This window comes from Sphingomonas sp. PL20, assembly GCF_017875905.1.
Classification (GTDB): Bacteria; Pseudomonadota; Alphaproteobacteria; order Sphingomonadales; family Sphingomonadaceae; genus Sphingomonas; species Sphingomonas echinoides.
Genome location: NZ_JAGINH010000002.1, coordinates 2,987,880 through 3,009,033 on the forward strand (window position 1 = coordinate 2,987,880; position 21,154 = coordinate 3,009,033).

Sequence of the window (21,154 nt, forward strand, 5' to 3'; positions counted from 1 at the left end):
TTCTCATCCAAAAATACCACTTCACAAAAGTGCCTCATAAGTGTCATCATTCTGTAACCGAATGACTCGGTGAGAGGATGAACCCCATGACCAAAATGATCGCTTTGAGCTTGCTTGTCCTGGCGCCGCTGTCGGCACCGGCAGTGGCGAACCCCACGGCAGCAACGCCGTCAGCCAGTGCGGCCGCGCAGAATGCGGACGCCATTACGACGCTGGAAACGCGGGTTCGGCTCAACCCGGATGATGGCGGACGCCATATCGAACTGGCCGCTGCGTATTTGCGAAGCGGGCGCACGGCCGAGGCACTGGTCGCCTTCCGTCGCGCCCGCGCGCTTGACAATGAAATGCTGGAGACGCCGACGGGCGACGCGATCTGGTCGCATCAGATTGCCGACCGCGTGCTTGCCCGCGCCGCCGCGCGCCCGGTCCAGCTGTCTTCGCGCTGACAATCTGCGGAGAGCGGACCCTCGGGGCATCTTCGGATGCCCCGACACCGCGCGGCTAGGCCCGCACCGCCCGCTTGCCCGCGACCCACCCAAAGAAGCGTGGCACCAGTCCGTTGCGCGCCATCCATTCCGAATAGTCGCGATAGGCCGGGTCCAGGCCGAGATGCCGCTCCTCGGTCTTGGCGCGCCAGTAATAAACGCCGCTGACCACCCCCATCAGGATCGTGGCGCGCACCGCATCCAGCCACGACCCCGTCGTCAGCACCGGCACGGTTGAAATCCACCAGAACAGGTTCTTCGACAGATAGGCGGGGTGGCGCGAAAAGGCATACGGCCCGTGCGTCAAAATGCCGCGATGCGTCAGGTTGGAAAACCGGAACCCAAAGGCAACCGTCGCCCAGGCATAGATTGCGGTTAGACCGACCAGCACCGCGCCGATCGCTGCCAGCACCGCCGGATGCCCGGCAAACCAGACCGACCAGCCATCCGAGCCATAAGTGCCGGGATGATAATCGAGCGGCCCGTTGTCGGCCATCAGCGTGAAGGGCGGATAGCAGATCAGCGCCGCCAGCCACGCCGCCGCAAACGGGTTGGCGCTGCGAATGTGCGAATCGAGCGGCCGGAAGGTGAGGATATACCCGGCGGTGGCAAAGGCGCAGTCGATCACGAACATGAAACCGATCAGCCAATTGGCCAGCGCGACCGGATTGTGCAGCACCTCCGCGACATTGCCGTGGATGAAACCGGCAAAGCCCGGCGGCACCACCGCCAGCATGAAAGCCAGGAAGAACGCCTTCACGCCCCAACTGCGCAAATGGTTATACAGCGCCTCGTGGTCGATCGGCTCGTCAAGCCCCATCAGCCATGCGCCCAGCGCCCATGCGCCGTCCTTGGGCGCGACCAGCCGCCGATCGATCCACAGCACATAGGGGATCGAACCGACAAAGAGCAGCGGTGCAGCGACGCCGAAGCATTGCATCGCAAAGGGAAAGCCGCCCCATTGGTTGCTCCAATAGAAGCGCCCGGTGCCATAGATCAGCGCGATGCCGGCCCAGGTCGCCCACAGCCCGGCAAGCTTGGTCAACGACACATCGAGCGTTTCGCGCCACGGCTTCGCGGCGCTCCAGTCGATCCCGGTCGAGGCCCGCCGGTGAACCTTGTCGACCAGCACCGCCCACAGCACCATCGGCAGCGCGCACGCCGCGATGTTGACCAGCGCGGCATACGGCCCGTCCATGCCAAAATAGCGCGCGATCGCCACCCATATGAACAGACCGCCGAGACCCGCGAGGCCACAGCCAGTGCTGACCGCGGAGGCCGGGCGGGGATCGGCTGCCTTGGCAGCGCGCGCGAGGGCGGTGTCATGAAACATCTGGCGCTAGGTAGCGCGAAAATGGTTAGCGATGGATGAAGGCGCGCGACGCCCCGCGCACCCGCATCTTGCGTCGGCGCGTCGGCCACGCTAACCGGGCGCATCGCCGCACGAGCGCGCGCAGCCGGCGAGCGGGTATAGTACAATGGTAGTACAGCAGCCTTCCAAGCTGAATACACGGGTTCGATTCCCGTTACCCGCTCCAGCCCGCACGCGATGACGGTGCTTTCCTTTGATCAGGCGCAGGACGCCATCGTTGCCGTCGGTCGCTGGCTCGACGGCAAAGGCTGGGCACCGGCCACGTCCGGCAATTATTCGGCGCGGCTCGATGATGGCAGTTTTGCCGTCACCGTATCGGGCCGCCACAAAGGGCGACTGACGCGCGAGGATGTGATGCGCGTGGATGGCGATGGCCGATCGCTCGATGGCAAGAAGCCCTCGGCGGAAACCGCGTTGCACATGGCGCTGTACCGCTTGTTTCCAGGCTGCGGCGCGGTATTGCACAGCCACTCGCCCACCGCGGTCGGCTTCAGCCGCGCGACCTTGGGCGATGGCTATCGCTTTACCGGGCATGAGATGCTGAAGGCGCTGCCCGGAATCGCGACGCACGACACCGCCGTCACGCTGCCGATCGTGCCCAACAGCCAGGACATGGCGGAGCTTGATGCCGCGATCACCCCGCAGTTGCTGGCCCCCGGCGCGATCCCCGCCTATCTTATCCGCAGCCACGGCCTGTATGGCTGGGGTCAGGACATGGCCGAGGCCGAGCGCGTGATCGAAGCGGTCGAATGGATGATCGCCGCCGAACTGGCCGAAAGGAGCTTTCGATGAGCCGTTTGCAGATCTTCGCCGAAGACGATGCCGCCACCCCGTTGCTCGACACCAGCGATGCGGCGGACATTGCGCGCGCGCTGGCGGCAGCAGGCGTGCGGTTCGAACGCTGGCCGCTCAAGCCGCTTGCCGCCGATGGCGACGTACTGGCGCTCTATGCCGATGAGGTTGCGCGGCTGACGGCAGAGGGCGGCTATCAGTCAATCGATGTCGCGCGGATCACGCCCGACCATCCCGATCGCGCCACGCTGCGCGAAAAATTTCTGTCCGAACACACCCATGCCGAGGACGAAGTCCGCTTCTTCCTCGACGGCGAAGGGCTGTTCACGCTCCACCACGATTTCCGCGTGTTCGCCATGCTGTGTTGCGCGGGCGATTTGATCTCGGTGCCAGCCGGAATGCGCCACTGGTTCGACATGGGGGCCGCCCCGCGCTTTACCGCGATCCGTCTGTTCCTCAATCCCGATGGGTGGATCGCGCAGTTTACCGGCAGCGATATCGCCGATCGCTTCCCCCGGCTCGAGCCTGCACTGGCGTGAAGGCGATTCTCACCGATATCGAGGGCACGACGTCGAGCATCGCCTTCGTCGCGGACGTGCTGTTTCCCTATGCCCGCGCGCGCCTGGCCGACTATGTCGCCGCCCACCCCGCCGAGACCGCACAAATCCTGGCCGAAGTCGCCGCAAGCGAACCCGGCGATCCCGTCGCGACCTTGTTGCGCTGGATCGACGAGGACCGCAAGGCGACCCCGCTCAAGGCGCTGCAGGGCATGATCTGGTCCGATGGCTATGCCAGCGGCGCCTTTCGCGGGCACATCTACCCCGATGCGGTGGCCGGGTTGCAGCGCTGGCACGCGGCGGGAATCGCGCTGTACGTCTTTTCCTCGGGCTCTGTCCCCGCGCAGAAATTGCTGTTCGGGCATAGCGAAGCGGGGGATCTGACCCCGCTCTTCTCGGGCTATTTCGACACGACAACCGGGCCAAAGCGCGAGGCGGCGTCCTATGCCAAGATCGCCGAAGCGATCGGGATCGCGCCCGCCGATGTGCTGTTCCTGTCCGACACACCCGAGGAAGTCGCCGCCGCGCGCGGCGCGGGGATGGCGGCGCGCTTGATCGACCGCGCCGGGCGCGCGCGCGATATCGCGAGCTTCGATGAGATTACCCCTTCCCCGATAGAGGCGTGAGATTGTGATCCTCGAAGGCATTCATCAGCGCTCGATCACCCGCACCGCCGATGGCGCAGGCGCGCGCATCCTCGACCAGCGCGAACTCCCCTGGACGGTGAAATGGGTCGAACTCCGCTCCGCCCGCGCCGCCGAGCAGGCGATCCGCGAAATGTGGACGCGCGGCGCGCCGCTGATCGGTGCGACCGCCGCTTATGGTCTGGCGATGGCGCTGGCTGAGGACGGATCGGACTCGGCGCTCGATGCGGCCTATGCGCTGCTGCTCGAATCGCGGCCAACGGCGGTGAACCTGAAATGGGCGCTCGACAAAGTGATGGAGTCCGTCCGCCCCCTCCCCGCCGCCGAGCGCGCGCAGGCCGCCTTCGCGCGCGCCGATGCGATTTGCGACGAGGACGTTACCCTCAATCAGGCGATCGGCCAACACGGCCTCGCGCTGTTCCGCGCCCTCCATGCAAAGAACCCGCACCGTCCGCTCAACATCCTGACGCATTGCAATGCCGGGTGGCTGGCAACGGTCGATTACGGCACCGCCACCGCGCCGATCTATCTCGCGCATGATGCGGGGATTCCGGTCCATGTCTGGGTCGACGAGACGCGCCCGCGCAACCAGGGCGCGCTGCTCACCGCCTTCGAACTGGCCGGGCACGGCGTGCCGCACACCGTCATCGCCGACAATGCCGGGGGCCATTTGATGATGACGGGCCAGGTCGATGCGGTGATCGTCGGCACCGACCGTGTGACGGCCAATGGCGATGTCTGCAACAAGATCGGCACCTATCTGAAGGCGCTGGCGGCCAAGGACACTGGCGTGCCTTTCTATGTCGCTTTGCCCTACACCACCTTCGACGCGAGCACCGCGACCGGGGCCGACATCCCGATCGAGGAGCGCTCGGGCGACGAGGTGACCTATGTCGCAGGCGAAGGCGGGCGCATTCGCGTCACGGCCTCTAACGCCGCTAACCCCGCCTTCGACGTGACGCCAGCGCGGCTGGTGACCGGCTATCTGACCGAGCGCGGGCTGCTGGACACGATTTGACGCGCGCGCTTCACGGCCGTCGCGTCATCCGCTCCAGCGCCGCATCCAGCGTCGCATCCTGCTTGGCGAAGCACAGCCGCACGACGCTGCGAACGGCGTTCTCGGCATAGAAAGCGGACACGGGAATCGTCGCCACGCCCGCTTCCTCCAGTAGCCAGCGCGCGAACGCGACGTCGTCCATGTCTACACCGGAGGCGGCCAGGTCGATATTGAGGAAATAGGTCGCCGCACTGGGCAGCACCGTATAGCCGAGCCCGGTCAACCCCGCCGCCAGGCGATCACGCGAGCGCTGATAGCCCGCGCGCATCTCTTCGAAATACCCGATATCCTTGCCCAGCCCAAACGCCGCTGCCGCCTGCAAATTGGGCGGCGTGGTGAAGGTCAGGAACTGATGCGCCTTGGCCAGCACCGAGGAAATCGCAGGGGCGGCGCACAGCCAGCCGACCTTCCACCCGGTCAGCGAAAAGATCTTGCCGGCCGAGCCGATCTTGACCGTGCGCTCCCGCATCCCGGGCTGCGCCATCAGCGAGCGGTGCTGGCGGCCATCGAACACGACATGCTCCCACACCTCGTCGCAAATCGCGATCGCACCGTGCGCAACGCAGAAATCGGCAAGCAGCGCCAGCTCGTCCGGCCCGATCATCGTGCCCGTGGGGTTGAGCGGTGAGTTGAGCAGCACCAGCCGCGTGCGATCGCTCGCCACCGCCGCCAGCGCCTCGGCGGTGATGCGCCACTCGGGCGGTTCGAGCCGCACCAGCTTCGCCACGCCCCCGGCGCGCTGCACCAGCGGCAGATAGGCATCATAGAGCGGCTGGAACATCACCACTTCGTCGCCGGGCGACACCAACGCGAAGATCGCCGCCGCCAGCGCCTCAGTCGCGCCTGACGTAACGATCACTTCGCTCGCATCGAGGTCAAGGCCCTGATGCACGCGGTAATGCTCCGCCACCGCCTGGCGTAGCGCGGGCGTGCCCGCCATTGGCGGATATTGATTCGACTCCTCGATCAGCGCGCGCGCCGCCTCGGCGAGCACATCCTCGGGGCCGCGCCCGTCGGGAAAGCCCTGGCCAAGGTTGATCGCCCCCGTCGCCCGCGCGCGCGCGGACATCGCTTCGAAAATCGTCGTTCCGAGCGCGGTGTAAACCGGGTTCATCGCTTGATTCCTTCTGACAAGAAGGTTGGTGGACAGGGCTGGATTCGAACCAGCGTACGCTTGCACGGGCAGATTTACAGTCTGCTGCCTTTAACCACTCGGCCACCTGTCCCCAGGCGCGCATCCTTTGGGAAAGGATGGTCGCTTCAAAAAAGCGAGGCGTGCCAATGCCGACGACATGCGCCCCTGTCAACGGCTAAGGTCACGACATCAGTGCCAAGACCGACCTTGCGCCCGCGCCGCGCCGCGCATACCCACGCGGATACAGCTATTTTTCGTTGGGGGTCTCATCATGCGTCGTGTCTTGCTTCTCGCCACCTGCGCGGCGCTCGTGACCGCGCCTGCGCTTGGCCAGTCGGTCGATCGCACGCAAACCGCGCGAATCATCGACGAGGGCATTGCGCATAGCGAAGTGATGCTGACCGCCGAACATCTCGCCGACGCGATCGGCCCGCGCATGACCAACTCCCCCGCGATGCGCAGGGCGGAGGCCTGGACCCAGGCCAAGTTCACCGAATGGGGACTGAAGAACGTCCATAAGGAAGGGTTCGATTTCGGTCGCGGCTGGTCCATCGTCAGCTCCAGCGTGAAGATGCTGACGCCGCGCCCGATCCAGCTCACCGCGATCCCCATCGCCTGGACGCCCGCCACCAACGGGCCGATTTCGGCGCCAGTGATCGTCGCGCCGATTGCACGCGTGCGCGATTTCGACAAATGGCGCGGCAAATTGTCGGGCAAGATCGTCATGGTCACGCTGCCCAACACTGGCTCCGAACCGGGCGAGGCTCCCTTCCAGCGTTATACCGGCGAAGAACTGAGCAAGCTCGATCAATATCAGCAGCCCACCTACAATCCCGAAGCCGCCGACCGCCGCCTGAAGCGGCTCGATTTTGCGAAGAAGCTCGATGCCTTCCTCAAGAGCGAGGGCGCGGTCGCGATGGCGACGATGGCCTATCGCGACGGCAAATTGGTCAGCGGTGAGGGCTATACTTTCGGCGTCGGCGACACGCCCGCGCTGCCCGCCGTACAGATCGCCGCCGAGGATTATCGCCGCCTTGCCCGCCTCGCCAAGATCGGCCCTGCGCCGACGGTCGAGATCAACAGCGACGTGCGCTTCGACGATAGCGACACGCGCGCCTACAACATCATCGCCGAAATCCCCGGAACGGACCCCAAGGCCGGGTATGTGATGGCGGGCGGGCATCTCGATTCGTGGGTTGCGGGCGATGGCGCGGCCGACAATGGCGCTGGCTCCGCGATGGTGATGGAAGCCGCGCGCATCATCGCCAAGACCGGCATCCGCCCCAAGCGCACGATTCGCTTCGCTTTGTGGGCGGGCGAGGAGCAGGGGCTGCTCGGCTCGCTATCCTATGTCGAAAGCCACCTCGCCACGCGTGGCAACCCGAGCGACCCGAAGCAGACCGGGCTTGCGCTGTATATGGGCTGGTCGAACCGCTGGCCGATCACGCCCAAGCCCGGCTGGGGCGATCTCGCCGCCTATTTCAACCTCGACAATGGTTCGGGCAAGGTGCGCGGCATCTATGCCGAGAACAATCCGGCGGTGGTGCCGATCTTCCGCGAATGGCTCGCGCCGTTCGGGACGATGGGGGCGAAGGACGTGGTGATTCGCACCACGGGCGGCACCGACCATGTCTTCATGCAAGCGGTCGGCGCGCCCGGCTTCCAGTTCATCCAGGATCCGCTCGACTATGACAGCCGAGTCCACCATTCCAGCATCGATACCTTCGACCATTTGAAGGGCAATGATATGCGCCAGGCCGCGACCATTCTTGCGTCGTTCCTGGTCAATGCCGCCAATGCCGAAAAGGCCCTGCCCCGCCCGCCTTTGCCGACCAAACCGGCGGTGACCGAGCCTTTCGCTTATTCCGACGAGGATGAATAAACCCGTGTCCGTATCGCTTTCCCCTACCCCTGTGCTGACCCGCCTTTCGATCGTGGAGACCAACTGATGGCGCGCCGTGGACATCGCCCGTCACAGGCCCCCGCCGGTCGCCCGCGCTTCTGGGGACGCCATGCCGTCACCGCAGCGCTCGCCAACCCCGAACGCGTGGTGCGCAAGCTCTGGGTGACGCGCGAGGCCGCCGCCAGCCTCGACATCCCGCCGGTGATCCCGATCGTCTATGCCGATGTCACCGATCTCGCGCGGCTGGTGCCGGGCGACGCACCGCATCAGGGGCTGGTCGCCGAAGTCGATCCGCTGGAGGATATGTGGCTCGGCGATTTGCTGCAGCAGGGCGAAGGCGATCAGCGCCCGCTGCTGATCCTCGACCAGGTGACCGACCCGCACAATGTCGGCGCGATCATGCGCTCGGCCGCCGCCTTCGATGCGCTCGGCATCGTCACCCCCGATCGGCACGCGCCGCCCGAATCGGGCACGATCGCGCGGGCAGCCTCGGGTGCGCTCGAAATCGTGCCGTGGGTGCGCGTGGTCAACCTCGCGCGCGCGCTCGAGGAGATCGCCGAAGCCGGTTTCTGGCGCGTCGGGCTGACCGGCGAGGCCACGCAGACCTTGACCCAGGCGATGGGCACGCAGCGCGTCGCGCTGGTGCTGGGCGCAGAGGGCGAAGGGATGCGGCAGAATACGGCATCGCATTGCGACGAGCTTGCGCGTTTGCCGATCTCGCATAAGGTCGAGAGCCTGAACGTGTCGAACGCAGCGGCCATCGCGCTGTACGCGGTGGCATCACGCTGAACGGGAGGTTCGACATGGCGGCACGTCTCGCGCGGCGGCTGACACCAAAGCTGCTCGGCGTGCTGCTGTTGCCGTTCGCGCTAGCAAGCTGCGTGCTGACCCCCGGCACCTTCGTGTCGACCTTGCGGATCGACGCCGACCGCCACTTCACCTTCACCTATGTCGGGGAGGTGATCGCGGTCGATCTGGGCGGCGAGTTCGCCAAGGGCATGAAGGATGGCGGCGACGGCGATGCCAAGGATACCGACCCCGCCGCCACCGACGATGAAGCACCCACGCTCCAGAAAATCGCCAAGCGTAAACCCGTCCCGAAGGACACCAAGCCCGCCGAGCCCGACGGCAAAGCCGCAACCGACGCCAAGAACCGCGCGATCGCGACGGCGCTCGCCAAGGAAGTGGGCTATCGCAAGGTGACCTATCTTGGCGACGGCAAGTTCAGCATCGACTATGCCATTTCCGGCACGCTCGATCGCGGCTTCCTGTGGCCGTACAATCTCGACGCCGAGGTGCTGTTCCCATTCATCGCGCTGGAAGTGCGGACGAACAATACGGTGCGGATCAAGGCACCGGGCTATGCCAATCAAAGCGACGCCAGCAAGGGGCTGGCAGGCGGGATGACCGATAAGACACCGACGAGCCAACTCGATGGCACCTTCACGCTCGACACCGATGCCGAGATCGTCAGCCAGAACCAGGAAGACGGCGCAGTGACGACGGGGACGCGCAAGACCGTGACGTGGAAGGCGACGCCAACCACCAAGGATGCGCCGACGGCGGTGTTGCGCTTCAAATAGCGGCGCGGGCGGCGGCAGCGCCGCCCGCTTGCCGGCTCAATCCTCGGCGGCGATGCGGACCTTCAGCCCGTCCAGCGCATCGGTCAGTTCGATCTGGCACGACAGGCGCGAGGTCGCGTCGCGGTCGGCCGAGGAATCGAGCAGATCGTTCTCGTCTTCGCTCATCTTGGGCAGTTTGGCCGCAAATTCCGGGTCGACATGAACGTGGCAGGTCGCGCACGAACAGCAGCCGCCGCACAGCGCCAGAATTTCATCGATCCCCGCATCCCGAATGACTTCCATCACCGAAAGGCCGGCATCGCCTTCGATTTCCCGTTCTTCCCCTTCGCGGGTCACGACGATAAGCTTGGGCATGAACGATCCTTTGCGATAGCGACTGTCTCCACCGCCATGCCGCCAGTTGCGGCCCCGATCAAGGTATCACCGCATGGGCCTCAGCGCCGATCAGTTGAAAACCGCGCTGGACGCGCTGGCGGAGCGCGAACCCGCCTTTGCGGCGGCACTCGCCCGGGTCGGCTATCCCGAACCGCGCCTGCGCGAACGCGGTTATGCCACGCTGCTGCGCACGATCATCGGGCAACAGGTCAGCACCAAGGCCGCGCAAAGCGTGTGGAACAAGCTGGAGGGGCTGGTCGGGTCGCTCGATAACCCGGCTAACATCACCAGCGCGACCGACGAGACGCTGCGCGAGGCCGGCCTGTCGCGCCAGAAAGCCGGCTATGCGCGCAGCCTTGCCGCGCTGGTGGCGAGCGGCGAGCTCGACCTGCACCATCTGCCTGCCGATGACGAGGAGGCGATCGCCAAGCTGGTCGCGGTCAAGGGTATCGGGCGCTGGTCGGCCGAAATCTATCTGCTGTTCGCAGAGGGCCGCACCGACATCTGGCCGGCGGGCGATCTGGCGGTGCAGATCGAAATTGGCCGCATTCTCGGCCACGAGGCACGCCCGGGCGAGAAGCTGGTGCGCGACCTGGCCGAGGCGTGGCGTCCGCATCGCGGGGCCGCCGCGATCTTCGCCTGGCATCATTATCAAAGCGACATGACGGTCGTCTGAGCCATGGCAAAAGCAGACCGCCTCGCCCGGCTCGACGACCGTCGCGCCGAAATCGAAACCGAATATCGCACGCTGCTGCTCGCCGCATTGAAACGCGCGGCGGCAGGCCAATGGGGCTTGTTCGGCCACACGAAGGACCGCGCCCACGCCGCCAAATTTGCCCCCATTGTGCTGGAGTTGACCGAATTGGGCGAGGCCGCCGATCACGTGCGCGCACAATTGTCCCTGCCGCCCTTTGCACTCCATGCGGATTTTGTTGCATCGCGCGGTCCCGTGCCCGCACACGCCGTCGGCGAACCCAAACAGGCGCAGGCGTGGCTTACACGGTTGGAAACACAGGAAGGGAATGCCGCATGAGCGGAAAGTGGAAACTGGGCGTCATCGGCGGATCGGGCTTGTACGCGATCGATGCCTTGCACAATCCGCGCTGGCACCGCGTCGATACGCCATGGGGACAGCCGTCGGACGAATTGCTGTTCGGGTCGATCGGCGATGTCGAACTCGTCTTCCTGCCGCGCCATGGCCGCGGGCATCGCATCAGCCCGTCCGAGCTGAACTTCCGCGCCAATATCGATGCGCTGAAGCGTAGCGGCTGCACCGACATCATCGCCATTTCGTCGATCGGCTCGCTGCGCGAGGAACTGCCGCCGGGGCATTTCGTGGTGGTGGACCAATTCATCGATCGCACCGTCGCGCGCACATCGAGCTTCTTCGGCACCGGCATGGTCGCGCATGTGTCGATGGCCGAGCCGGTCTGCCCGCGCCTGTCGGGTTATGCGGCGGAGGCGGTGGCAGCGGCAGGCGGCGCGATGACCAAGGGCGCCACCTATCTGGCGATGGAAGGCCCGCAATTCTCCAGCCGCGCGGAAAGCCTGCTCTACCGCCAATGGGGTGCCGACGTCATCGGCATGACCGCGATGCCCGAAGCCAAGCTCGCCCGCGAAGCGGAGATGCCCTATGCGCTGATCGGCATGGTCACCGACTATGATTGCTGGCGTGAGGAAGCCGCCTTTGTCGAGGTGGCCGAAGTCATCAAGCAAATGGGCGCGAACGGCGAAATCGCGCGCAAGGCGCTAGCGCAGCTCGTTGCCGCCCTGCCGAGCGAACGCACGCCCTCCCCGCTCGACACCGTGCTCGACCACGCGCTGATCACCGCGCCCGCCTCGCGCGATCCTGCGGTGCTGGCGATGCTGGATGCGGTGGCCGGGCGCGTGCTGGGCAAATAACGCTTCTATCTTCGTGTCTTTGTGGCTTCGTGCGAGCATTTTCTCGCACAAAGGCACGAAGCCACGAAGAAGGGAAAAAGGCGGCTACGCCGGGGCCGCTCAGCGCACGAGCGTTACGATCCGCTCGGCTTCGCTCAGGTGCAGCCGTTCGACCATTTCGCCGTTAACGCGGATCGCGCCTTTTTCGCCATTCTCGGGCTGCGCAAAGGCCGCGATCACGGCTTGCGCCCACGCAACCCGCTCGGCGGACGGCGCAAAGGCACGGTTGGCGAGCGCGATTTGCGCCGGGTGGATCAGCGTCTTGCCGTCGAAACCGAAGGCTGCCCCCTGCGCGCATTCCGCCGCCAGTTCGGGCGTCTCGGCCAGCACGTTCGACACCCCGTCAAGCGCAATCAGACCGTGCGCGCGCGCCGCGGTGACGATTGCGGACAGATGCGGTAGCAGCGGCAGGCGGTCCGCGCCGGGCGTGCAGCGCATGTCCTTCGCCAGATCATTGGTGCCCGCGATCAGGCACTCCAGCCCGCGCGTCGCGGCGATCGCCGACAAAGCCAGCATCGCCGCGCACGTCTCGATCATCGCCCACAGCGGAATATCGCCCAGCAACGCGCGCGCCGCAGACAGGTCATCTGGATTGGAAACCTTGGGCAGGACGATCGCGTCAAAGCCCGCGTCCCGCGCCGCCTCGCAATCGGCAATGCCCCATTCGCTGTCGAGCGCGTTGACTCGCAGCGCCAGCGTCCGCCCGCCAAACCCACCGTCAGCCGCCGCTTGCAACGCCTGGGCGCGGGCGCTCGCCTTGGCCTCGGGCGCGACGGCATCCTCCAGATCGAGGATCACCGCATCGCACGCCAGGCCCCGCGTCTTCTCGATCGCGCGGGCGTTCGACGCGGGCATGAACAAGGCGCTGCGGATGGTGTGCATTATGGAGCTGGGGCCTCGCGCCGCGTTGGCGCGGGCGCGTCCTCCCAGCCACCGCCCAGCGCCTTGAACAGGCTGATCTGTGCATCGGCCACCGCCGCATCCGATTGCGCCAAAGCGGCGCGCGCATCGGCACGGTCCCGCTCGGCCTCGATCAGCAGCAGAAAACTGTCCGCTCCATAGGTGAACCGGACTTGCGACAGCTTGGCGGCCGACGTGCTTGCCGCTTCGGCACGGCGCAGCGCGGCGTTGCGCTCCAGCGCCCCGGCATAGCGCGCGAGCGCTTGCTCCACTTCGCTCAGCGCGCCGAGCACCTTGCCATCGAACGTGGCAAGGCTGGCATCGGCACCGGCGCGCGCCTCGCGGATGCGTGCGCGCGCGACGGTCTGGTTGGGGAAGCTCCACGAAATGAGCGGCCCGAACGAATAATTGGCCGCGCTGCTCTTGAACAACTGGCTGCCGCGCGTGGCGTTGAGGCCAATGCTGCCGAGCAACGAGATCTTGGGATAGAGATCGGCCACCGCAACCCCGACCCGCGCCGTATCCGCCGCGAGCGTACGCTCGGCGGCGCGCACATCGGGGCGCCGCGCGATCAGCGCAGCACCGTCGCCGACCGGTACAACGGTGCGCATCGTCGGGGGTGCCTTGCACGCATCGGCGGCGGCATCGATTTGCTCGGGCGGCAGACCGGTCAACACCGCGAGCGCATAAAGCGACGCGCGCCGTTCGGCCTCAAAGCCCGGAATGCTCGCCTGCGTCTGCGCGAGCAGCACATCGGCGCGCTCCACATCGCGCCGCGTGCCGCGCCCTGCGGTGAACAGCGTGTTGGTCAGCCCCAGCGTGCGCTGTTGCAACGCCACCGTCTCGATCGCGACTGCGCGTTGCGCGGCATTGCTGCACGCGCTGGCATAGGCCCGTGCGGTTTCGGCGGCGACCGACACGCGCGCCGCATCGAGTTGCGCCTGGGCCGCCTGCGCATCGCCGCGCGCCGCTTCGATTGCGCGCGTCACACCGCCAAACAGGTCGACCTCATAGGACGCATCGAAGCCCAGCTTGAAGCTGTCGAAGCGAAAGGTCTGCGGCGCGGCGGCAGCGCCGCCAAAGGCCGCCGCGCTCGCGCTATTGGCCTGTTGGCGGCTATATTGCGCACTCGGGCTGGTGGTCGGTAGCCGCGCGCCCGTCTGTTCGGACAAGACCGCGCGCGCGCGCTCAAGATTGGCGGCAGCCACGCGGATGTCGGTATTGTGCGCCAGCGCCTCGGTGACCAGCCGGTCGACCGACGGGTCGTCATAGAGCCGCCACCAATGGTCGGGCAGTGGCGTTGCCGCAATCGCGGCGCTGTGGCTTGCTTCCACAAAGCCGCCGCCCTTGGCCGGTACAGGCGTGGTGGGAGGGCTGTAATGGGGGCCGACGACGCAGGCCGACAAGGCCAGCGCCGGCAGCGTCAAGCCGAGGATACGCACCATGCGGGTCATGCCGGATTACCCTCGATATGGTCGACCGTCGCCACCGCGCGCGGCTTGCGGCGGAGCTTGCTGGCAATCCAGTCCCCACCCTTGCGGCTGATGACGTAGAAGCTCGGGGTGAACAGCAGACCAAAGGTCGTCACGCCGATCATCCCGAAGAAGACGGCGACGCCCAAAGCCTTGCGCATTTCCGACCCAGGCCCCGAGCTGATCACCAGCGGCAACACCCCGAGGATGAACGCGATCGACGTCATCACGATCGGGCGCAGGCGCTGCTCGGCGGCGTGTTCGGCCGCTGCGTGCAATTCCATCCCCTGGTCTTCGTTCGCGCGGGCAAATTCGACGATCAGAATGGCGTTCTTTGCCGCAAGCCCGATCAGCACGACCAGGCCGATCTGCGTCAGGATATTGTTGTCCATCCCCATGATGTTCACCCCCACGATCGCCGCCAGCAGGCACATCGGGACGATCAGGATAACGGCGAAGGGCAGCACCAGGCTTTCATAATTGGCTGCCAGCAACAGGAACACAAACAACACCGCCAGACCGAACACCAACGAGCCGGTATTGCCCGCCTGCGTTTGCTGGAAGGCGATTTCGGTCCATTCGTAGCTCATGCCCTTGGGCAGGATCTGGTCGGCCAGCCGTGCCATGGTCAGCAAGCTCTGCCCCGAAGAATAGCCGGGCACGGTATCGCCCTGCAGCTCGGCCGCCGGATAGAGGTTGTAGCGGACCACGCGGTACGGCCCGCTATCGTTACGGAGCGTCATCACCGCGTCGAGCGGCACCATATTGCCCGCCGCCGATCGCGTCCGCAAATGCCCGACGTCAGACACTTGGTCGCGATACGGTGCATCCGCCTGCGCGGTCACGCGGTAAGTGCGGCCAAGATAGTTGAAGTCATTGATGTACGCCGACCCGAGATAGGTACCGAGCGTCGAAAAGACGTTCGACACCGGCACGCCCATCTGCTCGGCGCGCTCCCGGTCGATATCGGCGAACAGACGCGGCGTGCGGGTGTTGAAGGTGGTGAAGGCAGACGTAATGCCCGGCGTCTGGTTGGCCTTCATCATCATGCCAAAGGCGGCCCCTTCCAGCGCCTTATAGCCGAGGTTGGAGCGATCCTCGATCAGCATCTTCCAACCGCCACCGGTGCCGATGCCCGCCACTGGGGGCGGCGGAATCACCAGCAGCAAACCGCCCGAAAGCGGGGCGAAGGCTTGCCGCATCTGGTTGGCGATGACGTTTGCATCGGCGCGATCGGCGCGGGGCTTGAGCGTGATAAACATCGCGCCGCCATTCGAGGCGGTCGAGAACGTCGCCCCGTCGAGGCCGGAAAAGGCAACGGTGTCGCGCGTCGCCGGATTCTTGTGCGCGATTTCGCTCGCACGCTGAATCAATTCGGTCGTTCTTTGCAGCGAAGAGCCCGGCGGCAATTGCGCCGCGACGATCAGATAGCCCTGATCCTGCGCCGGGATGAACCCGGTCGCGGTTGCGGTGAAGCGCCACCCGGCAAGGCCGATCAGGATGATATAGGCAATTCCGATGATCGCGAGGCTGCGGACCGCGCGCGCGGTAAACTTGCCGAAGGTGCGACCGAGCCAGTCAAAGCCACGGTTGAAGCCGCGCGCAAAGCGTGTGCCCAGCCCACGCCACCCAGGCTTCGGTTCCCCATCATGCTTTGGCTTGAGCACCATCGCCGCGAGGGCGGGTGACAGCGTCAACGACACAAACGCCGAGATTGCCGTCGCCGACACGATCGTCAGGGCGAACTGCTGATAGAATTGGCCGGAAATGCCGGGAATGAAGCTGGTCGGAATGAACACGCCGCACAGCACCAGCGCGATCGCGATCAACGCGCCCGACACCTCATCCATCGTCTTGTGCGCCGCTTCGCGGGGCGAGAGCCCCTCCTCCTCCATCAGGCGTTCGATATTTTCGACCACCACGATCGCGTCATCGACCACGATGCCGATCGCCAGCACCATCCCGAACAGCGACAGGTTGTTGAGGCTGAACCCGAAACCACCAAGCACGGCCAGGCTGCCGATCAGCGACACCGGGATCGCCACGATCGGGATAATTGCCGCGCGCCAGCTTTGCAGGAACAGCAAAACCACCAACGCCACCAACACCAGCGCCTCGACCAGCGTATGCTCGACCGCCTCGATCGACGCCTGGATATATTCCGTGGGATTATACGGGATCGAATAGCTCAGGCCAGGCGGGAAGCTCTTCGCGGCACGGGCGACCTCGGCCTTCACCGCTTCGGCGGTGCTCAGCGCATTCGATCCGGGCAATTGCGTGATGCCCAGCGCGGTCATGTGCTTGCCGTTGAGCGCGGCGTTGATCGTGTAGTCCTGAGCGCCCAGCTCGATCCGCGCGACATCGCGCAGCCGCGTCAACTGCCCCTGCGTGTCGCGCTTGATGATGATTTCGCCGAACTGATCGGGCGTGGTCAGTCGCCCCGTCGCCTGGATGCCAAGCTGGAAGGCGGTGCCGCCCTGGTTGAACGGCGGAGCCCCCACGGCACCGGCCGCAACCTGCACGTTCTGTGCGCTGACGGCAGCGACGATTTCATCGACCGTCAGATTGCGCGCGGCGGCGCGATCGGGATCGATCCACAGCCGCATATTGTAATCGCGCCCGCCGAAGCTGCGCACACCACCGACGCCGGGAATACGCGAAATCCGGTCGATGATTTGCGTGGTCGCATAATTCGACACGTAGGATTCGTTCAACGACCCGTCGGGTGATGTCAGCGCGACCACCAACAGGATGTCGGGCGAATTTTTGCGCACCGTCACGCCGATCTGGCGGACTTCGTTGGGCAGGCGCGGTTCCGCTGTGGAAACGCGGTTCTGCACCAGCACCTGTGCCTGATCGACATTGGTGCCTTGCTTGAACGTCACCGTAATCGCCAGCGACCCGTCCCCGGTGGCCGAGGAGGACATGTAGATCATGTTCTCGACGCCGTTGATCGATTCCTCGAGCGGCGCGGCGACGGTTTCGGCAAGCGTCTCCGCATTCGCGCCGGGGAAGGTCGCGCTCACCACCACGGTTGGGGGCGCAATCTGGGGATATTGCGCGACCGGCAGCGACGGATACACGACCACGCCGAACACGACGATCAGGATCGACAGCACCGCCGCGAAGATCGGTCGATCTATGAAGAAATGGGGAAATTTCACGAGCGCGGGGCCTTAATTGGCGGTTGCGTCAGAAGCGGGCGGGGCTGTTTCCTGGGTGGATTGCGGCGCTGTATCGGCCGCCTTTGGCCGCATCTTCACCAAATTCTGCTTCACCGCCATGCCCGGTTGCAACGTCGTAATGCCGTCGATCACGACATGCTCGGTCGGTGCGAGGCCGGATTTGACGACGCGCAACCCCTCCACTTGCGGGCCGGTTTCAACCGGACGCGCGACGACTTTGCCATCCTGTCCGACGACATAAACCAGCTTGCGGGTCTGGTCGGTGAGAATCGCCTCATCGGGCACCAGCATCGCATGATAATGGCCCGAGCCGAGCAGCCGCGCCCGGCCAAACAGCCCCGGCGTCAAGAAACCATCGGGATTAGCGATGACGGCATGCGCGCGGATCGTGCCCGAATTGGGGTCGACCGCATTGTCGACGAATTCCATGCGCCCATGCCAGCGATACCCCTTCTCGTCGCCGAGCTGGACCTCGACCGGGTTGGGGGTATTGCGGGAGGAACCACGCTCGCCCGTTTTGGCCTGGCGCAGATATTTCAGGTAAAAGCTCTCCGCGCCTTCGAAGGAGAACCAGATCGGATCGGTCGACACCACGCGCGTCAGCACCGTCGTCGCCGCCGTCGCGTAATTGCCCTTGCTCACGCGGCGATCCGAAACGACCCCGGTGATCGGCGAACGAACCGTGGTGAACCCAAGATTGAGCTCAGCCGTCGTCACATTGGCGCGGCCAGCGCCCAAATCGGCCTGCGCGGTGCGCACCGCGGCAAGCTTGGTCTCATATTCTTCCTTGCTGATCGCTTCGGCGGCCAGCAGCTTGTCCGCGCGCGCCAATTCGGATTGCGCGTTGGTCAGCGCCGCCTGCGCCTTGGCAACCTGGGCGCGCGCTTGCGCCAGTGCGGCGGCATAAGGGCGTGGGTCGATCGTGAACAGCGCCTCACCAGCCCGCACGCGCTGACCGTTGGCAAAAAAGATCCGGTCGATGGTGCCGGACACGCGTGGGAGCAGCTGAACGTCCTGAATCGCCTCGAACCGACCGACATATTCATCCCAGTCGACGACATCGCGTTGCAGCGGCAACGCTACGCTGACCTGCGGCATCGGTGGCGGCGGCGGGGCTTTTGACGAACAGGCGGCCAGAGCCACAATCGCGGTCGCTAACGGGATCAAGCCCATACGGCCAGGCATTACGGTCATCGGCGCTTTGATCCCTACGAGCATCATGGTCTGAATGCACCCCCGCCACGCAGCCCGCTTCTCCGGCAGGCCTGCTCGTAATTGTGTGTAGAAATGAGAATGACGGTGCGCCAATGCAATAGAGCATCCGTAAAATACCGAATTGATTTGGCTATATGCCTGATAAAGGTCATTATTATTACAAGCGCCTCCCACGCGAGCGCCAGGCCAAAGGGGTCTGTCGTCAGCGGCGCGGGCCGCGTCCCGAGCCGGGCGCGAGATTGGACCACAGATTTGAAGCATCGCGCGCCAGACGGTGATTGTCGTCGCGCATAATGCCCGATAGCCTCCCCCGCATGAGCACCGTCCGATCCGCCCGCGCGCTGCTGGCAGCCACCGCTTTCCTGGTCACCGCTGCGGCACCCGCGCAGAGCGACCAGGCGCATTGGCAGGAGCAAGCCGCGCGCGTCACGATCACCCGAGACACATGGGGCATCGCCCATGTCGTCGGCCAAAGCGACGCCGATGCCGTGTTCGGCGCGACCTATGCGCAAGCGGAGGACGATTTCAGCCGGATCGAAGCCAATTACCTGACCGCGCTTGGCCGCACTGCCGAGGCCGAAGGCGAAGGCGCGATCTGGGCCGATTTGCGCCAGCGGCTCTATGTCGATCCGGTCGATCTGCAGGCGCAATACCGCGCCAGCCCCGATTGGCTGCAACGGCTGATGACCGCCTGGGCCGATGGGCTGAACTATTATCTGGCAACCCATCCGCAAGTGCATCCCAAGGTGCTGACGCACTTTGAACCGTGGATGGCGCTGTCCTTCACCGAGGGCAGCATCGGTGGCGATATCGAACGCATTTCGCTGGCCGAACTCGCCGCTTTCTATGGCGGACAGAAGATCGCCGTTGCGGCGGAAGATGCCGGCCCGGTGCCGCGCGAGCCGCGCGGATCGAACGGCATCGCCATCGCTCCCAAAAACACCGTGGACGGCCACGCGCTGCTGCTGATCAATCCGCACACCAGCTTCTATTTCCGGTCCGAATTGCAAATGACCAGCGGTGAGGGTCTGAACGCTTATGGTGCCTCCACCTGGGGGCAGTTCTTTATCTATCAGGGCTTTAACGAACAAGCCGGGTGGATGCACACCTCATCCGGCGTCGATAATGTCGATGAATTTGCCGAGCAAACCGCACTGACCCGGTACGGGCGGTTCTACGTCTATGGCAAGGACGTCCGCCCTTATCGCACCAATCCGATCACCCTTGCCTATCGCTTGCCCGACGGGACGCTCGCATCGCGCAGCTTCACCACCTATGCCTCACACCACGGCCCGATCGTCGCCGAACGCGGGGGCAAATGGATTGCCGAGGCGTTGATGTGGAAGCCGGTCGCCGCACTCGAACAAAGCTGGCTGCGCACCAAGGCGCACGATCTCGCCAGCTATAGGAAGGTTGCCGAGCGCCAGGCCAATTCGTCGAACGACACGCTGTTCGCCGATGCCAAGGGCGAAATCGCCTATCTCCACCCGCAATTCGTGCCCGTGCGCGACGACCGCTTCGACTATACCAAGGCGGTCGACGGGGCCGACCCGGCGACCGACTGGAAAGGCCTGCACACGGTCGCCTCGCTTCCCAATGTAATCAATCCCGGCACCGGCTGGGTGCGCAACACCAATGACTGGCCGTGGAGCGCCGCCGGGCCGGACAGCCCCAAGGCGAAGGACTATCCGCGCTATATGGATCAATTCGGCCCGAACCAGCGCGGCATCCATGCCGACCTGCTGCTGACCGGGCATCGCGACTTTACGCCGCAGCGGCTGATCGCCGCCGCCTATGACAGCTATCTGCCCGCCTTTGCCGAGCTGATTCCGCCGCTGGTAAAGGCCTATGATGCGCTGCCGAGCAAAGACCCGCGCCGCACCAAACTCGCCGAGCCGGTCGCAACGCTGAAGGCATGGGATTACCGCTGGGGCGCGGATTCGGTGGCGACGACGCTTGGCGTCTTATGGGGTGGCCGGATGTGGCGCGACGTGGGCAGCTTCATCCAGTCCGAGCAGATCAACGTGCCCGCCGCGATCGCCACGCAGGTGTCCGTCGATCGCAAGCTCGCCGCACTTGGCGAGGTGGTGGACCAGTTGCAGCGCGACTTTGGCGACTGGCGCGTCGGCTGGGGCAAGATCAACCGGTTCCAGCGGCTCGACAATGCCATTGCCCCCCACTTTGACGATGCCAAGCCCAGCATTTCCGTGCCGTTCGCGTCCGCGCAATGGGGCAGCCTCGCGTCCTTCGGTGCCAAGCCCTATCCCAATACCAAAAAACTCTATGGGTCGAGCGGCAACAGCTTTGTCGCGGTGGTTGAATTCGGTCCGAAGCTGCGCGCCTGGGCGGTGACCGCCGGCGGGGAGAGCGGCGATCCCGCCTCGCCGCATTTCAACGATCAAGCCGCGCGCTATGCGGCAGGCGCTCTGCGCCCGGTCTATTTCTACCCGGCCGATTTGGCGAACCACATCGAGCAACGCTACCGCCCCGGCAACATCCCGGTCTCCACGCGGCCGCAATAAGGTCTGCGACGATTGC

At 65.2% G+C, this 21,154-nt stretch carries 19 protein-coding genes and 2 tRNA genes; 13 read left to right on the plus strand and 8 right to left on the minus strand.

The window, feature by feature from the left end:
- Window positions 1-86 precede the first annotated feature (86 nt).
- Entirely contained in the window at window positions 87-446 is a 360-nt protein-coding gene (locus tag H4W01_RS14030) for a BTAD domain-containing putative transcriptional regulator (RefSeq protein ID WP_260591556.1), read from the plus strand.
- A gap of 55 nt (window positions 447-501) precedes the next feature.
- On the opposite strand, the gene H4W01_RS14035 is transcribed toward H4W01_RS14030, so the two are convergent.
- Window positions 502-1,818 carry a methyltransferase family protein gene (locus H4W01_RS14035; RefSeq protein ID WP_209611811.1) on the minus strand — a complete coding sequence of 439 codons (1,317 nt, stop codon included), beginning with the start codon at window positions 1,816-1,818 and terminating at the stop codon, window positions 502-504.
- A 131-nt stretch (window positions 1,819-1,949) separates the two neighbouring features.
- Between H4W01_RS14035 and H4W01_RS14040 the strand changes: the two genes are divergently transcribed.
- The 5 genes from H4W01_RS14040 to mtnA all read left to right on the plus strand — a co-directional run bounded on the left by H4W01_RS14040 (window position 1,950) and on the right by mtnA (window position 4,868).
- A tRNA-Gly gene (locus H4W01_RS14040) sits at window positions 1,950-2,023 on the plus strand.
- Between the two features lie 11 nt (window positions 2,024-2,034).
- Entirely contained in the window at window positions 2,035-2,649 is a 615-nt protein-coding gene (locus tag H4W01_RS14045; RefSeq protein ID WP_209611814.1) for a methylthioribulose 1-phosphate dehydratase, read from the plus strand.
- On the plus strand, window positions 2,646-3,188 hold the full coding sequence (locus H4W01_RS14050) for a 1,2-dihydroxy-3-keto-5-methylthiopentene dioxygenase (protein ID WP_209611816.1): 543 nt from the start codon (window positions 2,646-2,648) through the stop codon (window positions 3,186-3,188). The genes H4W01_RS14045 and H4W01_RS14050 overlap by 4 nt, the downstream gene beginning before the upstream one ends.
- Window positions 3,185-3,832 (plus strand): acireductone synthase, encoded by a 648-nt coding sequence (gene mtnC / locus H4W01_RS14055; RefSeq protein ID WP_209611818.1) that lies wholly within the window; start codon window positions 3,185-3,187, stop codon window positions 3,830-3,832. Before H4W01_RS14050 ends, mtnC begins: the two co-directional genes overlap by 4 nt.
- Before the next feature lie 4 nt (window positions 3,833-3,836).
- The gene (gene mtnA, locus H4W01_RS14060) at window positions 3,837-4,868 is read left to right on the plus strand and encodes an S-methyl-5-thioribose-1-phosphate isomerase (RefSeq protein ID WP_209611820.1); all 1,032 of its coding nucleotides are present in this window, start codon (window positions 3,837-3,839) and stop codon (window positions 4,866-4,868) included.
- A 10-nt stretch (window positions 4,869-4,878) separates the two neighbouring features.
- On the opposite strand, the gene H4W01_RS14065 is transcribed toward mtnA, so the two are convergent.
- Window positions 4,879-6,021, minus strand: coding sequence for an aminotransferase (locus H4W01_RS14065; RefSeq protein WP_209611822.1), 1,143 nt, complete (start codon window positions 6,019-6,021; stop codon window positions 4,879-4,881).
- A gap of 26 nt (window positions 6,022-6,047) precedes the next feature.
- Window positions 6,048-6,133: transfer RNA gene (locus tag H4W01_RS14070), tRNA-Tyr, on the minus strand.
- Window positions 6,134-6,313: 180 nt separating this feature from the next.
- Between H4W01_RS14070 and H4W01_RS14075 the strand changes: the two genes are divergently transcribed.
- The 3 genes from H4W01_RS14075 (at window position 6,314) to H4W01_RS14085 (ending at window position 9,528) form a co-directional block, all read left to right on the plus strand.
- On the plus strand, window positions 6,314-7,924 hold the full coding sequence (locus H4W01_RS14075) for a M20/M25/M40 family metallo-hydrolase (protein ID WP_209611824.1): 1,611 nt from the start codon (window positions 6,314-6,316) through the stop codon (window positions 7,922-7,924).
- Window positions 7,925-7,990: 66 nt separating this feature from the next.
- Window positions 7,991-8,734 carry a 23S rRNA (guanosine(2251)-2'-O)-methyltransferase RlmB gene (gene rlmB / locus H4W01_RS14080; protein ID WP_209611826.1) on the plus strand — a complete coding sequence of 248 codons (744 nt, stop codon included), beginning with the start codon at window positions 7,991-7,993 and terminating at the stop codon, window positions 8,732-8,734.
- Between the two features lie 14 nt (window positions 8,735-8,748).
- A complete protein-coding gene (locus H4W01_RS14085) occupies window positions 8,749-9,528 on the plus strand; it encodes a hypothetical protein (RefSeq protein ID WP_209611828.1) in 780 nt (259 codons plus the stop codon).
- A gap of 36 nt (window positions 9,529-9,564) precedes the next feature.
- Here H4W01_RS14085 and H4W01_RS14090 read toward each other — a convergent pair whose 3' ends face one another.
- Window positions 9,565-9,882, minus strand: coding sequence for a 2Fe-2S iron-sulfur cluster-binding protein (locus H4W01_RS14090; protein WP_010404326.1), 318 nt, complete (start codon window positions 9,880-9,882; stop codon window positions 9,565-9,567).
- Window positions 9,883-9,955: 73 nt separating this feature from the next.
- On the opposite strand from H4W01_RS14090, the gene H4W01_RS14095 reads away from it, so the two are divergent.
- From H4W01_RS14095 to H4W01_RS14105, 3 genes are read left to right on the plus strand one after another with little or no spacing between them, the layout of a single operon-like run.
- Window positions 9,956-10,579, plus strand: a complete 624-nt coding sequence (locus H4W01_RS14095) for a DNA-3-methyladenine glycosylase family protein (RefSeq protein WP_209611830.1) — start codon at window positions 9,956-9,958, stop codon at window positions 10,577-10,579.
- Between the two features lie 3 nt (window positions 10,580-10,582).
- Window positions 10,583-10,936 carry a hypothetical protein gene (locus H4W01_RS14100; RefSeq protein ID WP_209611832.1) on the plus strand — a complete coding sequence of 118 codons (354 nt, stop codon included), beginning with the start codon at window positions 10,583-10,585 and terminating at the stop codon, window positions 10,934-10,936.
- Window positions 10,933-11,805 carry an S-methyl-5'-thioadenosine phosphorylase gene (locus tag H4W01_RS14105; RefSeq protein WP_209611835.1) on the plus strand — a complete coding sequence of 291 codons (873 nt, stop codon included), beginning with the start codon at window positions 10,933-10,935 and terminating at the stop codon, window positions 11,803-11,805. Before H4W01_RS14100 ends, H4W01_RS14105 begins: the two co-directional genes overlap by 4 nt.
- 99 nt (window positions 11,806-11,904) lie before the next feature.
- Here the strand turns inward: H4W01_RS14105 and H4W01_RS14110 are convergent, their stop codons facing one another.
- The 4 genes from H4W01_RS14110 to H4W01_RS14125 are packed head-to-tail and all read right to left on the minus strand — an operon-like array spanning window position 11,905 to window position 18,595.
- The gene (locus tag H4W01_RS14110; RefSeq protein WP_209611837.1) at window positions 11,905-12,726 is read right to left on the minus strand and encodes an HpcH/HpaI aldolase/citrate lyase family protein; all 822 of its coding nucleotides are present in this window, start codon (window positions 12,724-12,726) and stop codon (window positions 11,905-11,907) included.
- On the minus strand, window positions 12,726-14,198 hold the full coding sequence (locus H4W01_RS14115) for a TolC family protein (RefSeq protein WP_334685279.1): 1,473 nt from the start codon (window positions 14,196-14,198) through the stop codon (window positions 12,726-12,728). Before H4W01_RS14115 ends, H4W01_RS14110 begins: the two co-directional genes overlap by 1 nt.
- Complete coding sequence (locus H4W01_RS14120) at window positions 14,195-17,380, minus strand: efflux RND transporter permease subunit (protein ID WP_209611839.1); 3,186 nt, start codon at window positions 17,378-17,380, stop codon at window positions 14,195-14,197. The genes H4W01_RS14115 and H4W01_RS14120 overlap by 4 nt, the downstream gene beginning before the upstream one ends.
- A gap of 12 nt (window positions 17,381-17,392) precedes the next feature.
- A complete protein-coding gene (locus tag H4W01_RS14125; RefSeq protein ID WP_334685280.1) occupies window positions 17,393-18,595 on the minus strand; it encodes an efflux RND transporter periplasmic adaptor subunit in 1,203 nt (400 codons plus the stop codon).
- A gap of 335 nt (window positions 18,596-18,930) precedes the next feature.
- Between H4W01_RS14125 and H4W01_RS14130 the strand changes: the two genes are divergently transcribed.
- The gene (locus tag H4W01_RS14130) at window positions 18,931-21,138 is read left to right on the plus strand and encodes a penicillin acylase family protein (RefSeq protein ID WP_209611843.1); all 2,208 of its coding nucleotides are present in this window, start codon (window positions 18,931-18,933) and stop codon (window positions 21,136-21,138) included.
- Window positions 21,139-21,154 lie beyond the last annotated feature (16 nt).

Coding starts and splice junctions, on each gene's coding strand:
- H4W01_RS14030 (WP_260591556.1), top strand. CDS start 87: ATGACCAAAATGATCGCTTTGAGCTTGCTTGTCCTGGCGCCGCTGTCG.
- H4W01_RS14035 (WP_209611811.1), bottom strand. CDS start 1,818: ATGTTTCATGACACCGCCCTCGCGCGCGCTGCCAAGGCAGCCGATCCC.
- H4W01_RS14045 (WP_209611814.1), top strand. CDS start 2,035: ATGACGGTGCTTTCCTTTGATCAGGCGCAGGACGCCATCGTTGCCGTC.
- H4W01_RS14050 (WP_209611816.1), top strand. CDS start 2,646: ATGAGCCGTTTGCAGATCTTCGCCGAAGACGATGCCGCCACCCCGTTG.
- H4W01_RS14065 (WP_209611822.1), bottom strand. CDS start 6,021: ATGAACCCGGTTTACACCGCGCTCGGAACGACGATTTTCGAAGCGATG.
- H4W01_RS14075 (WP_209611824.1), top strand. CDS start 6,314: ATGCGTCGTGTCTTGCTTCTCGCCACCTGCGCGGCGCTCGTGACCGCG.
- rlmB (WP_209611826.1), top strand. CDS start 7,991: ATGGCGCGCCGTGGACATCGCCCGTCACAGGCCCCCGCCGGTCGCCCG.
- H4W01_RS14085 (WP_209611828.1), top strand. CDS start 8,749: ATGGCGGCACGTCTCGCGCGGCGGCTGACACCAAAGCTGCTCGGCGTG.
- H4W01_RS14090 (WP_010404326.1), bottom strand. CDS start 9,882: ATGCCCAAGCTTATCGTCGTGACCCGCGAAGGGGAAGAACGGGAAATC.
- H4W01_RS14095 (WP_209611830.1), top strand. CDS start 9,956: ATGGGCCTCAGCGCCGATCAGTTGAAAACCGCGCTGGACGCGCTGGCG.
- H4W01_RS14100 (WP_209611832.1), top strand. CDS start 10,583: ATGGCAAAAGCAGACCGCCTCGCCCGGCTCGACGACCGTCGCGCCGAA.
- H4W01_RS14105 (WP_209611835.1), top strand. CDS start 10,933: ATGAGCGGAAAGTGGAAACTGGGCGTCATCGGCGGATCGGGCTTGTAC.
- H4W01_RS14110 (WP_209611837.1), bottom strand. CDS start 12,726: ATGCACACCATCCGCAGCGCCTTGTTCATGCCCGCGTCGAACGCCCGC.
- H4W01_RS14115 (WP_334685279.1), bottom strand. CDS start 14,198: ATGACCCGCATGGTGCGTATCCTCGGCTTGACGCTGCCGGCGCTGGCC.
- H4W01_RS14125 (WP_334685280.1), bottom strand. CDS start 18,595: ATGACCGTAATGCCTGGCCGTATGGGCTTGATCCCGTTAGCGACCGCG.
- H4W01_RS14130 (WP_209611843.1), top strand. CDS start 18,931: ATGAGCACCGTCCGATCCGCCCGCGCGCTGCTGGCAGCCACCGCTTTC.